The 14,353-nt window shown below is 75.0% G+C and carries 11 protein-coding genes; 6 read left to right on the top strand and 5 right to left on the bottom strand.

The genetic code is table 11. The annotated features are described in order from the left end of the window. Positions 1 to 40 precede the first annotated feature (40 nt). Entirely contained in the window at positions 41 to 817 is a 777-nt protein-coding gene (locus ACZ7IF_RS33880) for a class I SAM-dependent methyltransferase (RefSeq protein ID WP_470979593.1), read from the top strand. 187 nt (positions 818 to 1,004) lie between these two features. Continuing rightward, complete coding sequence (locus ACZ7IF_RS33875) at positions 1,005 to 4,241, top strand: TIM-barrel domain-containing protein (RefSeq protein WP_470979590.1); 3,237 nt, start codon at positions 1,005 to 1,007, stop codon at positions 4,239 to 4,241. Positions 4,242 to 4,286: 45 nt separating this feature from the next. Here ACZ7IF_RS33875 and ACZ7IF_RS33870 read toward each other — a convergent pair whose 3' ends face one another. Then, a complete protein-coding gene (locus tag ACZ7IF_RS33870) occupies positions 4,287 to 5,585 on the bottom strand; it encodes an MFS transporter (protein ID WP_470979728.1) in 1,299 nt (432 codons plus the stop codon). Between the two features lie 38 nt (positions 5,586 to 5,623). Then, on the bottom strand, positions 5,624 to 6,238 hold the full coding sequence (locus tag ACZ7IF_RS33865) for a TetR/AcrR family transcriptional regulator (protein WP_470979587.1): 615 nt from the start codon (positions 6,236 to 6,238) through the stop codon (positions 5,624 to 5,626). A 100-nt stretch (positions 6,239 to 6,338) separates the two neighbouring features. On the opposite strand from ACZ7IF_RS33865, the gene ACZ7IF_RS33860 reads away from it, so the two are divergent. From ACZ7IF_RS33860 to ACZ7IF_RS33845, 4 genes are all read left to right on the top strand, one after another. Beyond that, entirely contained in the window at positions 6,339 to 6,692 is a 354-nt protein-coding gene (locus tag ACZ7IF_RS33860; RefSeq protein ID WP_470979584.1) for a PRC-barrel domain containing protein, read from the top strand. Between the two features lie 60 nt (positions 6,693 to 6,752). Beyond that, positions 6,753 to 7,664 (top strand): aldo/keto reductase, encoded by a 912-nt coding sequence (locus tag ACZ7IF_RS33855; protein WP_470979581.1) that lies wholly within the window; start codon positions 6,753 to 6,755, stop codon positions 7,662 to 7,664. 62 nt (positions 7,665 to 7,726) lie between these two features. After that, the gene (locus tag ACZ7IF_RS33850; RefSeq protein WP_470979579.1) at positions 7,727 to 9,784 is read left to right on the top strand and encodes a prolyl oligopeptidase family serine peptidase; all 2,058 of its coding nucleotides are present in this window, start codon (positions 7,727 to 7,729) and stop codon (positions 9,782 to 9,784) included. Between the two features lie 94 nt (positions 9,785 to 9,878). After that, the gene (locus tag ACZ7IF_RS33845) at positions 9,879 to 11,048 is read left to right on the top strand and encodes a PP2C family protein-serine/threonine phosphatase (RefSeq protein WP_470979576.1); all 1,170 of its coding nucleotides are present in this window, start codon (positions 9,879 to 9,881) and stop codon (positions 11,046 to 11,048) included. Between the two features lie 4 nt (positions 11,049 to 11,052). Here ACZ7IF_RS33845 and ACZ7IF_RS33840 read toward each other — a convergent pair whose 3' ends face one another. The 3 genes from ACZ7IF_RS33840 to ACZ7IF_RS33830 form a co-directional block, all read right to left on the bottom strand. Beyond that, on the bottom strand, positions 11,053 to 13,122 hold the full coding sequence (locus ACZ7IF_RS33840; protein WP_470979573.1) for a SpoIIE family protein phosphatase: 2,070 nt from the start codon (positions 13,120 to 13,122) through the stop codon (positions 11,053 to 11,055). 161 nt (positions 13,123 to 13,283) lie between these two features. Continuing rightward, entirely contained in the window at positions 13,284 to 13,784 is a 501-nt protein-coding gene (locus ACZ7IF_RS33835) for a hypothetical protein (RefSeq protein WP_470979570.1), read from the bottom strand. Between the two features lie 170 nt (positions 13,785 to 13,954). Next, positions 13,955 to 14,206: a hypothetical protein gene (locus tag ACZ7IF_RS33830; RefSeq protein WP_470979567.1), complete on the bottom strand. Its 252-nt coding sequence runs from the start codon at positions 14,204 to 14,206 to the stop codon at positions 13,955 to 13,957. Positions 14,207 to 14,353: the final 147 nt, after the last annotated feature.

Below are 14,353 nucleotides of genomic sequence, written 5' to 3'. Positions count from 1 at the left end.
CGCGCCCGCCCGATCCGTCCGCACCCCAGGGGGACCCCTCATGGCCACCAAGAAGAACCTCACCGCCAACCGCGCCGGCCTCGGCCACAAGGTCCGCTACGCGCTGGGCAACCCGACCCGCATCGCCCCGTACGTACGCCGTGCCGCCCGCGACCGGTGGCTGCGCCTCAAGCACCCGGACCACGTGGGCTACTACCGGGCCGTCATGGCCTCCGACACCGGCCGCAACCCGGAGGCCGCCGTCGGCAGCCAGACCCACGAGCGCTGGCTGGCCCTCGGCAGGATGCAGTTCGACTACCTCGTGGCGCACGGCCTCACCCCGCGCCACCGCATGCTCGACATCGGATGCGGCAACCTGCGCGCGGGCTGGCGCTTCATCGAGCACCTGGACACGGGCCACTACTACGGCATCGACATCTCGCCCGACATCCTCATGGCGGCCAAGGGGACGCTGACCGGGCGGGGACTCCAGGACAAGCTCCCGCACCTGACCATCACCCAGGACCTGACGCTGGACTTCCTGCCCGACCGCCACTTCGACGTGGTGCACGCGCACAGCGTGTTCTCCCACTCGCCGATCGGGATCATCGACGAGTGCCTCGCGCACGTGGAGCGCGTCCTCGCGCCCGGCGGCTGGTTCGACTTCACCTTCGACCGTACCGAGGGCGCCGAACACCAGGTCCTGCGCGAGGACTTCTACTACCGCACCCAGACCCTCGTGGACCTCGCGGCCGGGCACGGGCTGAAGGCCCGCTTCATGGAGGACTGGGAGGAGCTCGGCCACGGCCAGTCCAAGATCCGCGTCACCGCCGCCTGACGGCGGCCCGGCCCGGGCGGCGCAGCCGGTGTGACGGCCACCCGCCCGGGCCCCTTCATGCTCAAATGTGCTTGGTACCGGACTACTTCGAACAGGTTCCTTCAAATGGGCCACCCGAGTCCGCTATCTTGCCGGGTGCATGCCAAGGCGGTGTGTCCGCGATCCGGACCGCACGAGGAGCTGCCCGATGAGTCCGACGAGACTGTCCCTGAGGCGCGACCGGCACGACCCCCCACCCGAGCACCGCCGCCGGGACCGCCCCGGCCGCCACCGGACCCGCCTCGCGGCCCTGCTCGCCGCCGCGCTCGCGGCCGCGGGCCTCGCCGCGGCAGGGCCCGCCACCGCCCGCGCGGCGGCCGCCGCGCCGGCCGCCACGGCGGGGACCGTCACCGGCCTGACCCAGTCGGGCGGCACCTTCACCGTGAGCACCTCCAGCGGGGCCAAGGCCCGCGTGGTCGTCGCCCGCGCCGACATCTTCCGCCTCTGGCTCGCCCCCGACGGGGCCTTCACCAACGACCCGGCCGGCTCCGACCTGGCCCCCACCACCGACTTCGGCCCGGTGAGCGCGAGTTACACCGACGCCGGCACCCACTTCCGGATCACCACCGGGGCCCTGTCCATCCGGGTCAACAAATCGCCCCTGCAGTTCTCCGTCTACCGCGCCGACGACACCACCCCCGTCTGGCAGGAGACCCAGCCCACCAGCTGGGGCGGCGGCAAGACCACCCAGTACCTGGCGCGCGGCGCCGACGAGCAGTTCTACGGCACCGGCCTGCGCCTCGGCGAGTGGGCGCTGCGCGGCAAGACGGTGCCCGTGGCCGTCGACAACGAGTGGCGCGAGAACGACAACGCCAGCCCCGCCCCCTTCTACATGTCCACCAACGACTACGGCGTCATGCGCAACACCTGGGCCCCGGGCTCGTACGCCTTCAACGCGCCCACCGCCCTCACCCACGACGAGACCCGCTTCGACGCCTGGTACTTCACGGGCGACTCCCTCAAGTCCGTCCTCGACGCCTACACGGACGTCAGCGGCAAACCCTTCATGGCGCCGATCTGGGGCTTCGAACTCGGCAACGCCGACTGCTTCAACGCCTCCAACCCCGACTACCAGGGCGACCACGGCCGGCCGCGCCACCAGACCACCCCCGACGTGGCCGGCTACGCCGCCGACGCCCGCGCCGCCGACATGCCCTCGGGCTGGTTCCTGCCCAACGACGGCTACGGCTGCGGCTACACCGCACCCCTGAAGTCCACCGTCGACGCCCTGAAGGCGAAGGGGTTCCAGACCGGCCTGTGGACCTCCACCGGACTGGGCTCCATCGCCGACGAGGTGGGCAACGCGGGCAGCCGGGGCGTCAAGACCGACGTGGCCTGGATCGGCGGCGGCTACAAGAGCGCCTTCCAGGGCGTCCAGCAGGCCGTGGACGGCATCGAGAAGAACTCCGACGCCCGCCGCTACGTGTGGACCGTCGACGGCTGGGCCGGCACCCAGCGCAACGCCGTCGTCTGGACCGGCGACACCCACGGCACCTGGGACGACATGCGCTGGCACGTCCCCGCCATCGTCGGCGCGGGCCTGTCCGGCCTCAACTACGCCTCCGGCGACGTCGACGGCATCTTCGGCGGCAGCCCCAAGACGTACGCCCGCGACCTCCAGTGGAAGGCCTTCACGCCCGCCTTCATGACGATGTCCGGATGGGGCGCCGTCAACCCGTCGGCCGGCTACCAGGACAAGCAGCCCTGGCGCTTCGCCGAGCCGTACCTCTCCGTCAACCGCAAGTACCTCCAGCTGAAGATGCGGCTGATGCCCTACCTGTACACGATGAGCCGCACCGCCCACGAGACCGGAGTCCCCAGCACCCGCGCGATGGTCCTGGAGTACCCCGACGACCCGGTCGCCCGGGGGAACCTCACCAGCGGCCAGTTCATGGCCGGGGACTCCTTCCTCGTCGCACCGGTCGTCTCCGACACCTCCGTCCGCGACGGCATCTACCTGCCCGCCGGGACCTGGACGGACTACTGGACCGGGAAGACGTACGCGGGCCCCGGCTGGCTGAACGGCTACCGGGCGCCCCTCGACACCCTGCCGCTGTTCGTCAAGGGCGGGGCGATCGTGCCGATGTGGCCGCAGATGAACTACTCCGGCGAGAAGCCCGTCGACACCCTCACCTACGACATCCACCCGCGCGGCGCCTCCACCTTCAGCCTGTACGAGGACGACGGCCGCACCCGCGCCTACGCCTCCGGTGCCTTCGCCCGCCAGCGCGTGGACGTCAGCGCCCCGGCGGCCGGCTCCGGCACGGTCACCGTCTCCGTCGGCGCCCCCACGGGCGGTTACGCCGGCCAGCGGGCCGCGCGCGGCTACGAGTTCACCCTCCACGTGGCCTCCGCCCCCACCGCCCTCACGGCGGACGGCGCCGCGCTGCCCCGCCTCGCCGACAAGGCCGCCTACGACGCGGCCGCCACCGGATGGTTCTTCGATCCGGCCGACCGCACGGGCGTGCTGTGGGTCAAGACCGGTACGAAGGCGGGTGCGTTCAGCGTCACCGCCACCGGAACCTCGGTCCCGGCCGCCGACCCGATCCCGGTCACCTCGTCGCCCGTCCCCCAGTCGGCCTGGACCCTGGTCTCCGCCGACAGCCAGGAGACCGCCGCCGAGAACGGGGCCGCGGTCAACGCCTTCGACGGCAACCCCGCCACCCTGTGGCACACCGCCTGGTCCTCCGGAAAGGCGGCGGCCCTCCCGCACGAGATCCGGATCGACCTCGGCGCCCGCTACAGCGTCGACGGCCTCGGCTACCTGCCGCGCCAGGACGGCGGGGCCAACGGCCGGATCGGCGGCTACGAGGTCTACGTGTCCGACACCACCACCGACTGGGGCACCCCCGCCGCCACCGGCACCTTCGCCGACACCCCGGCGGCCAAGTCCGTCACCCTCGCCCCCCGGACCGGCCGCTACCTGAGGCTGCGGGCCCTGACCGAGGCGGGCGGGCGCGGCCCCTGGACCAGCGCCGCCGAGCTCACCCTCACCGGCCGCCCGGCACCGCTCCCGCCCGACGTCACCCTCGTCAACGCGGCCTCCGCGCGCTGCCTGGACCTCCCGCACAGCGACACCACCCCGGGCACCGCACCCACCCTCTACACCTGCCACGGCGGCCCGAACCAGCGCTGGACCCTCCAGGGCGACGGCCGTCTCACCGGCCTGGGCGGGGTCTGCCTCGACGCCGCGGACCCGGCGAAGGTCACGGTGCGGGCCTGCGCGGCCGGCCCCGCCCAGACCTGGCAGCCCGGCCCGGACGGCAGCCTGCGCAGCGCCGGCCAGTGCCTCACCCCGGCGGGCTCCGGCACCGCCAACGGCACCGGACTCACCCGGGCCCCCTGCACCGGTGCCGCCGCCCAGCGCTGGACCTTCACCCCCTGACCGCGGGTCCGGCCCGGCCCCCCACGCCGGGCCGGGCCCGCCCGCCTACGCCGCCTCCGCCGCCCGCACCCGTTCCCGCTCCCGGCCCGGCAGCAGCCAGGCCGCGGCCAGGCCGAGGGCGGCCAGTGCCGCCAGTGCCGTCAGCGGCCCGCCCGCCGTACCGGCCCCGGCGGCACCGGCCCCGGCGCCCGCCGCGACGGCGATCCCCAGGCTCGGGCCGACGTTCATCGCGGTCTGCTTGAGCCCGCCGACCACCCCCGCGTACCCGGCCGGGGCGTCACCGACCACGGTCCCGGTGGCGGTGACCATCACCGCCGCGAACCCGGCCCCCAGTACCCCGAAGGCCGCCCCGCCGCCCGCGCCGAGCCCGGCGATCCCCAGCACCACCAGCGCCGTCCCCGCGAGCGCCGTCCGCCGGGGCCCGTACCGGCGCAGCGCGGCCCCCGCGACCGGCGCCCCGGCCACCATCAGCGCGGTCAGCGGCAGCACCCGGATCCCGGTGTCGAGCGGGCTGAGGCCCCGTACGTCCTGGAGCAGGAACGTGGCCGTGAACAGCGCCCCGAACATTCCGGCCGACACCGCCAGCAGCAGTGCCACCGCCGCCGCCACGGGCCGCGACCGCGCCACCGCGGCCGGCACCAGCGGCAGCCGCGCGCGCCGCTCGCCCCGTACGAACAGCGCCCCGAGCCCGGCGGCCGCCGCGAACCCGAGCAGCGTCGGCGCGGCCGTCCACCCGTACCGCGGTACGCCGGCCAGCGCGTGCACCGCCGCCGCCAGGGCGGCCGCGAGCAGTACGGGACCGGCCGGCCCCAGCCGCCCCGGCTCCCGCGGCTCCGGCGCGGGCACCCGTACGGCGAGTGCGAGGGCGGCGATCAGCAGCGCGGCCGGCACGTTGAGCAGGAACACCGCCCGCCAGTCCAGCAGCGCGACCAGCACCCCGCCCAGCAGGGGCCCCGCCGCCGCGGCCGCCCCGATCGCTCCGGTCCGCGCCGCCACCGCCCGGCCCAGGCGCTCCGGCGGGTACGCCAGCCGCAGCAGGGCCAGCGTCGCGGGCTGCAACAGCGCCCCGAACAGCCCCTGCACGGCGCGCAGCGCGATCACCCAGCCGACCCCGGGGGCCAGGGCGATCCCCGCCGACGCGGCGGCGAAGCCGAGCACGCCCGTGAGCAGCATCCGGGTGTGCCCGTAGCGGTCCCCGAGGCGCCCGGCGACGACCAGGAACGCGGCGACGGCGAGCAGGTAGGCGGTGCTCGTCCACTGCACCTCGGCCACCCCGGCCCCCAGATCGCGGCGCAGGGCCGGCTGCACCACGACGAGCACCGTGCCGTCGAGCGCGACGAGCATCGCCCCGGCCGCGCTGGCCACCAGCGTGAGTCGCTCCCTCACGCGGGCTCCGCCCCCAGGTGCGCGTCCACGACGGCGTCCACCAGGGCGTCCAGGCGCGGGCCGCCCCCGCCCGCTCCCTCCGCGCCGGTCCCGAGGACCAGCGGCAGGCTTCCGTAGCCCCACAGCTGCGCCACCCCGTGCAGCCCCGCCCACAGCGCGGCCGCCGTCACCTCGGGCTCCGCCGCCCCGCAGGCGCCGACCAGCCCGGTCAGCAGCGCGAACAGCGGGAGGGTCTGCTCCCGCAGCCGCGGGCCGCCGGAGGGCTCCTGGCCGGTGCTGTCCAGCAGGTCGTGCCGGAACATCAGCTCGAACATGCCGGGCTGCTCCAGCGCGTAGCCCACGTACGCCCGTCCGAGCGCCCGCACGTGCTCGCGGGGCGCGGGCTGCCCGGCGCCGGCCGCGAGGAAGCGGGTGCCGAGGTCGCCGAAGCCGCGCCGGGCGATGGCCGACAGCAGTGACTGGTGGGTGGGGAAGTAGCGCCGGGGCGCGCCGTGGGAGACCCCGGCACGGCGGGCGATCTCCCGCAGGCCGAGGGAGCCGGTCCCCTCGGTCGTGACCAGTTCCACCCCGACGTCGATCAGCCGCTCGCGCAGCGGTGCATCCGATTCCATGGACAGTGTCTACCATGCGACGTAGACACTGTCTACTCGCGGGTTTCCTCCCCGGCCTGCGGGTAGGCGCCACCCACGAGTCCGACACGAGGAGGCTGCCATGGGAACCGGAATGTGGGGCTACGGACACGACGCCGGCTACGCACCCGGCACGGACCTCGTCGGCTACAAGGTCGAGGCGGCCGACGGATCGATCGGCAAGGTCGACCGGCACACGGACGACGTGAGCCGCTCCTACCTCGTCGTCGACACCGGCCCCTGGATCTTCGGCCGCAAGGTCGTCATCCCGGCCGGCGTGGTCTCACGCGTCGACACCGAGTCCGCGACCGTGCACCTCGGATGCACCCGCGACCAGGTCAAGGACTCGCCCGACTACGAGAAGGACGGCCGGCACGAGGACGAGCCCGCCTTCGTCAGCCTGATCGAGACGTACTACTCCAACCCGCACATGTGACACGGCGGAGCGGGCGAAAGCCCCTGGCGGCGGCTCCGGCCCATGAGTGATCATCTTCGGATGACGACAGAGACGATCACCGCATCCGCATCGGGAACCTGGACCCTGGGAGACCTGGAGGTCAACCGGATCGGCTTCGGCGCCATGCGCCTGCCGCAGAACGGCGCGGCGCTCGAGGCCGGCGCCGCGTCCGGCGACCGGGACCGGGCGATCGCCGTCCTGCGCCGCGCCGTGGAACTCGGCGTGAACCACATCGACACCGCCGCCTACTACTTCTCCCCGCTCCGTTCCGCCAACGAGCTGATCAACAGCGCCTTCGGCGGCCGCTACCCCGACGGCCTCGTCATCGCCACCAAGGTCGGCCCCGCACGGGACGCCTCGGGGGAGTGGGCCGAGTACGCCGGGCCGGGGCAGCTGCGCGGCCAGGTCGAGGAGAACCTGCGCCAGCTCGGCCGCGACCACCTGGACCTCGTCAACCTCCGCATCCTCGGCACCCACTCGCTCGCCGAGCGCTTCGGCGTCCTCGCCGAGCTGCGCGAGGCCGGGCTCATCCGCCATCTCGGCGTCTCCAACGTCACCCCCGAACAGCTCGCCGAGGCGCAGACCATCGCGCCGGTCGTCTGCGTGCAGAACATGTACGGCATCGGGGTGCGGCCCGAGTACGACGCGTTCGTCCGCTCCTGCGGGGAGCAGGGCATCGCCTTCGTGCCCTTCTTCGCGATCGCCGCCGCCGGCCGCGAAGGCGGCGCGGCCGGCTCCGAGAGCGAGGAGCTGCTCACGGTCGCCCGGGCCCACGGAGCCAGCCCCGCGCAGGTGCGCCTCGCCTGGACCCTCCGGCGCGGACCCCACGTCCTGGCCATCCCCGGCACCGGCAACCCGGACCACCTCGCCGACAACGTCGCCGCCGGCGCCCTGCGCCTCACCGAGGAGGACCTGGCCCTCCTCGAAGGCCTCCACCACGCCGCCGGGTAGCACGGCGGGCCGGGCCGCCGGGAGCGTCCCGCCGGCCCGCCCGCGTCCGGCACAATCGGCGGATGAGCGAACAGCCCCCCGCCGGCTCCGGCGGCCCGCACGACCACGACCCCTACCTGTGGCTGGAGGACGTGGAAGGAGAGGCCGCGCTCTCCTGGGTCCGTGAGCGCAACGCCGAGACCGTCGCCGCGCTGACCACGGACCCCGGCTTCAAGGTGCTGGAGCGCGAGGTGCGCGAGGTCCTCGACGACGACGGGCGCATCCCGTACGTGGTCCGGCGCGGCCGCCACCTCTACAACTTCTGGCAGGACGCCGACAGGCTGCGCGGCGTCTGGCGGCGCACCACCCTGGAGGAGTACCGCACCGAGCACCCCGCCTGGGAGACCCTCCTCGACCTCGACGCCCTCGCCGCCGCCGAGGACGAGAAATGGGCCTGGGCCGGCAGCGCCGTCCTCGGCCCCGAGAACCGCCACGCCCTGGTCATGCTCTCCCGCGACGGCGCCGACGCCTGCGTGGTGCGCGAGTTCGACCTGCACACGCTGGAGTTCGTCGAGGGCGGCTTCGCCGTCGAGGAGGCCAAGACCCGGGTCGACTGGATCGACGCCGACCACCTCTGGATCGGCACCGACTTCGGCCCCGGCTCCATGTCCCCCTCCGGCTACCCCCTCCAGGTCCGCCGCTGGCGCCGCGGCACCCCCCTCGCCGAAGCCGAACGGGTCTACGAAGCCCGGCCGGAGGACCTGTCCGCCACCGGCTGGCACGACGACACGCCCGGCTTCGAACGGGACTTCGTGTCCCGGCAGATCGACTTCTGGAACGGCGAGCTGTTCCTGCTGCCCGAGGACCCCGCCGCGGCACCCGAGAAGATCGAGGTACCGGACGACGCCGGCGCCGGGATCCACCGCCGGTGGCTGATCGTCCAGCCGCGCACCCCCTGGCTCGGCCACCCCGCCGGCAGCCTGCTCGCCTTCGGCTTCGAGGACTTCCGGGCGGGCGGCCGGGAGGCGGAGGTCCTGTTCACCCCCGACGAGCGCACCGCCCTCGCCGGCTACAGCTGGACCCGCAACCACCTCCTGCTGCGCACCCGCGCCGACGTCTCCTCCCGTCTGGAACTGCTCACCCCCGGCCCCGACGGCTGGACCCGCGCCCCCCTGGACGGCGTACCGCCGCTGTCCACGGCCTCGGTGGTGTGCACCGACCCGGACGAGAGCGACGAGTACTTCCTCGACGTCACCGGCTTCCTCCAGCCCTCCACCCTGTTCCGGGGAGAGGCCGGGACCGCCGGCGGCGAGGCCCTCAAGCAGGCCCCCGCCCTCTTCGACACCGCCGGGCTCCGCGTGAGCCAGTACTTCGCCACATCCGCCGACGGCACCCGCGTCCCGTACTTCGTGGTCGGCCCCGAGGACCGGCCCGGGCCCGGCCCCACCCTGCTCTACGGCTACGGCGGCTTCGAGATCTCCATGGTCCCGTCCTACAGCGCCGTCAACGGCCGGACCTGGCTCGCGCGCGGCGGCACGTACGTCCTCGCCGGCATCCGGGGCGGCTGCGAGTACGGGCCCGCCTGGCACCAGGCCGCCCTCGGCGCCAACCGGGTCCGGGCCTTCGAGGACTTCGCCGCCGTCGCCCGCGACCTCACCGCGCGCGGCATCACCACCCCCGCCCAGCTCGGCATCGAGGGCGGCAGCAACGGCGGCCTCCTGATGGGCGCGATGCTCACCCGCGAACCCGGGCTGTTCGGAGCCGTCGTCTCGCACGTACCGCTGCTGGACATGCTCCGCTTCCACAAGCTCCTCGCCGGGGCCAGCTGGACCGCCGAGTACGGCAACCCCGACGACCCCGCCGACCGGCCCCACCTCGAACGGATCTCCCCGTACCACCGGATGACCGCCGACGGCCCCGCGTACCCGCCCCTGCTGCTGCTCACCTCCACCCGGGACGACCGCGTCCACCCCGGCCACGCCCGCAAGGCGGCCGCCCGGCTGCGCGAACTGGGCCATCCCGTCCTCTTCCACGAGCACATCGGCGGCGGCCACTCCGGTGCCACCGACCACCAGCAGACGGCCTTCAACGAGGCCCTCGTCGCCACCTTCCTGTGGGAGCGGCTCACCCCCGCGAGGTGACCGTCCGGCGCGCTCCACCGGCCCCGCCGCGCCGGGGCTGGTGGAATGGACCGACCGGCGGCCCGCAGGGGGCCGCCCGCCGGTCGGAGGAGACGTGTCGGACCTCGACGGCCACGCACCGGATCCGGACGGGGCGCTGGAGGCCATCGGCACGACCGACGACGAGCGCACCACCTGCCGGGAACTGGCCGCCTTCCTCTTCCGCACCCTGTGCGACGCGGCGGCCGTCGACCTGACCTCCGGCGGCCGCACCGAGCGGGTGGCCACCGCCGGAGCCACCGGGCTGCTGCGCGCCCCGGGACCGGCCGTACGGCCCGCCGTCGTCGCCCTCGACGGGGGCCATCCGCTGCGCAGCTGGACCCTGCGCCCGGGCGGCCCCCCGGTGCACGGCCTGTCCGTCGCGCTGGCCCGGCACGGGACCTCGTACGGCACCCTCCTCGCGGTCCGCACCGGTGAGGCGTTCACCGACCGCGAGGCCGCCGCCCTGCACTTCGCCGCGCGCCTCGCCGCGCTGCACATCCGCCACGCCAGGCGGCTCGCCGCGACCGAGTCCGTCGCGCTCGACCTCCAGCGGGCCCTCGTCGCCGACCCCGGCCGGCCCCACCCGAACCTGCTGGTCGCGGGCCGCTACCTGCCGGTCGGGCCGAGCGCCCTGGTCGGCGGCGACTGGTTCGAGACGGTCCGGCTGCACTTCGGGCGCACCCTGCTGGTGGTGGGCGACGTCATGGGGCACGGCCTGGACGCCGCCGTGGACATGAACGCCTACCGCTCCACCCTGCGCGAGGTCGCCTCCACCGAGCTCGCCCCGCACCGGGTGCTGCGCCAGCTCGACGCCCTCGTCGCCGAGGACGCCGCCCGGCGCGCCGCCACCTGCCTGCTCGTACGCGTCGACCCCGCGCGCGGCACCGCCCTGTACGCCAGCGCCGGGCACCTGCCGCCCGCCGTGTTCGCGGCGGACGGCACCGGCCGGCTGCTCGACGTACCGGTGGGGCCGCCGCTGGGCACGGGACTGGGCGGGTACGAGTCGGCGGCCCACCCCCTCGGGCCCGAGGACACCCTGGTCCTCTACACCGACGGGCTGGTCGAGCGGCGCGGCGAGGACATCGACCGCTCCCTCGCCCGGCTCACCGGCCTGCGGCTGCCGGCCTGCGGGACGGCCGAGGAGGCCGTGGACGCCGTGGTCGCGGGCCTCGACGCCCGCCACGCCGAGGACGACGTCGCCGTGCTCGCCGCCCGGATCCGCTCGCGGAGCGCGTCCGCGTGAGGGCTCAGCCGAGGGCGCGGGCGACGAGGAGGGCGACGTCGTCGTGCGTGTCGGGACGGCGCAGCGCCGACAGCAGCAGGTCGCAGGTCTCCTCGATGGGGCGGTGGGGGCCGGCGAGGAGGTCGGTCAGGGTCAGCAGGCGGGCGTCGATGTCCTGGTCGCGGGTCTCGACCAGCCCGTCGGTGTAGAGCACCAGCTCGTCGCCCTCGCCGAGGGTCAGGGCGGTGTTCTCGAAGGGGACGCCGCCGACGCCCAGCGGCACCGCCGTCGGCAGCCGCAGCAGCCGGGGAGGGCGGCCGCTGCGCAGGTGCACGGGCGGCAGGTGGCCCGCGGTGGAGATGTGGCACAGCCTGCTGTGGGGGTCGTAGACGGCGTAGACGCACGTGGCCATGGCCTCCCCGAGGTCGCCGGTCGCCGCGTCGAGGTGGGTGAGCACCGTGGCGGGGTCGAGGCCCAGGCGGCCCAGCGCGCGGGCGGTGGCGCGCAGCTGGCCCATGGTCGCCGCCGCGTTGATCCCGCTGCCCATCACGTCGCCGACGACCAGCGCGGTCCGGTCCCCGGTGAGCGGGATGACGTCGAACCAGTCGCCGCCGGTCTCGTCGGCCGCGCCGGCGGGCTGGTACCGGTAGGCGATGTCCAGGCCCGGGGCCGCCGGCGGGTGCTGGGGCAGCAGGTGGCGCTGGAGGGCGAGGGCGGCGTGGCGCTGGCGCTGGTACCAGCGGGCGTTGTCGATGGACACGGCCGCGTGGGCGGCGAGTTCGGAGGCGAGGAGCACGTCGTCGGGGCCGAACGGCACCGGGTTGCGGGCACGCTTGAGGTCGAGGGTGCCCAGGACCTGGCCGCGGGCGATCAGCGGCACCGCCAGGTACGAGTGCACCCCCGCCTCGCCCAGCAGCCGGGCGGCGGCCTCGTCGCGGGCGATGCGGGGCAGGTCCTCGGGCCGTACGTGCGGGACGAGTTCCGGCCGCGCGGTACGGGCGCAGCGTGCCACCAGGCGTTCGGGGCGGTACGACGCCACGTCGCCGACGGGGTCGGCCGCCTCTTCGGCGGGGGTGCGGTAGGCCGCTTTCACCGCGAGCGCGCGGAACCGTACGCCCCGTTCGTCGGCGGCCTCGCCCGGCCGGGGCCCCGTGAGCATGGTGTCGAGGACGTCCACGGCGGCGATGTCGGCGATCTCGGGGACGGCGACGTCGGCCAGCTCCCGGGCGGTGATGTCCAGGTCCAGGGTGGTGCCGATGCGCGCGGAGGCGTCGGCGATCAGGGCCAGGCGCCGGCGGGCGTGGGCGGCCGACACGGCCGCGCGGTGCTGTTCGGTCACGTCCACCACCGACACCGCGACGCCGATCACCCGGGCGGCCTGGTCCTCCAGCCGGTAGATCGACACCAGCCAGGCCCGCTCACCGGAGTCCTCGGAGATCTGGCCGGTGGTGAAGTGGTCCAGCAGGGGCGCGCCGGTCGCCATGACCTCCCGCATGCCGGCCTCGACCGCCGAGGCGTCCAGGAAGGGCAGGATGTCGGCGATCCGGTGCCCGATGTGCCGCTCGGACGGCACCCCGTTGATGCGTTCCAGGGCCGGGTTGACCAGGACGTACCGCAGATCGGTGTCGAGGACGGCCAGCCCGATGGGGGACTGGTCGACCATGCGCAGGGACAGGGCCAGATCCCGTTCGACGCGGCGCAGGGTGGCCTGCTCCGAGGCCAGGCCCAGTGCGTAGAGACGGCCGTTGGCGGCCTGGAGGCGCATGTTGCGGAACTCCACGAGGACGCTGCGGCCGTCCCGGTGGCGCACGGGGAAGGAGCCCGCCCACGCGCCCTGGCCCCACATCACCCGGGCGAACAGCTCCAGGACCTCCTCGCGGTCCCGCTCGTCCACCAGCAGCGTCGCCGCGTACTGCCCCAGGGCCTCCTCCGCCGGGTAGCCGAAGAGGGTCTCGGCCTGCGGGCTCCACAGGCTGATGCGGCCCTCGGCGTCCAGGACCACGGCGGCCACCCCGAGCACGTCGAGCAGGCCGCCCGCCGCCGGAGATCCCGCCCCGGGGCCGCCGGAGGGCGGTCCGGGCTGCGCATCGGCCATCACCTGCGCCTCCTCACCCGGGCGGACTCCCCACCATGCTGATGCCCCGCCGCAGCCCTGGCGACCCGGTCGCGGCCATCGGGTGGTGGTGTCCCCGCTCACGCGGGACGGCACCGCCGTCCGGTGCGGACGGCGGTGCCGTGCCGGCGGGTGGGGGCAGGTCAGTGGAAGAGCATGGAAGCGCCGCCGGCCGCCGTGGTCACGGATCCCGGGCACAGGAAGCTGCCCGAGCTCTTGGTGGCGGTGAAGGCGCGGTTGACGTACTTCCCGGTCGCCGCGTCGCGGTCCCACAGGATGCCGGTGGCCCTGTAGCGGCAGGATATGAAGCTCTGCTGGCCGGTGATGTCGATCAGGTCGGTACGGGCGGAGGTCCCGGCGGCGTCGAAGGTGAACGCCGGGTTGTTGTTGAGGGTGGCGGTGATGCCCCCGTCGCAGGTGAGGTTCCCGCCGGGCCTGTTGATGCTGGTGCGGTCGACGGTGAGGGCGCTGGGGGGATTGGCGCTGGTGCGGGCGTTGGTCCAGGTGCAGGTGTTGCCCGCTACGACGATGACGCCGTCGACCTTCTGGTCGGCGGTGGTGCCGAAGGCGGCGGCGCTCGTGACACTGCCGGCCGTGGCCGCGAGGGCCAGTGCGGCGACGGCGAGTTTCGCACGGTGCATCATGTCGCTCCTCTGTGACACGTCCTTGTGGGGGTGTGGTGCGAGGGCGGTGCGGAGTGCGCCACGGAATGTGTCACAGGCGTCGTGAAATGTCATGCACGCGTCATGCATTGGCCGGAATGAGGCCCTGCCGGCGGTGGGGGAGGGGGGAGGGAGGCAGCGGGGCGGGGTCGTCAGGGGACGTCGGTGTCCGTCGGCTCGGCCTCGTAGACGTGCGGGGCGTCCCCCTGCCACTCGATGAGCGCCGGCGCGCCGCCGAGCACCACCTCGTCGGGGTCCGGGACCTCCGCACGGCGCAGGAACTCGATCACGTCCGCGTCGGTGTGCGCCGTGCCGAGGGCCGCTTCGCGGTCCTGGACGCGCAGGGTGACCCGGCGGCCGCCCGAGGGGGAGATGCGGTGGACGACGATCGGCGCGTGCTCCATGCCTCCACCCTGGAGCCGGTCAGCCGCCGACGCATCCGGGGGCGGGGGCGGGGGTGGGGGTGGGGGGGGGGGGGGGGGGGGGGGGGGGGGGGGGGGGGGGGGGGGGGGGGGGGGGGGGGGGGGGGGGGGGGGGGGGGGGGGGGGGGG

Source organism: Streptomyces sp. NPDC037421, from assembly GCF_055602105.1.
Note: the sequence above shows the minus strand (reverse complement) of the source record. Positions and strands in the feature narration are given on the sequence as shown.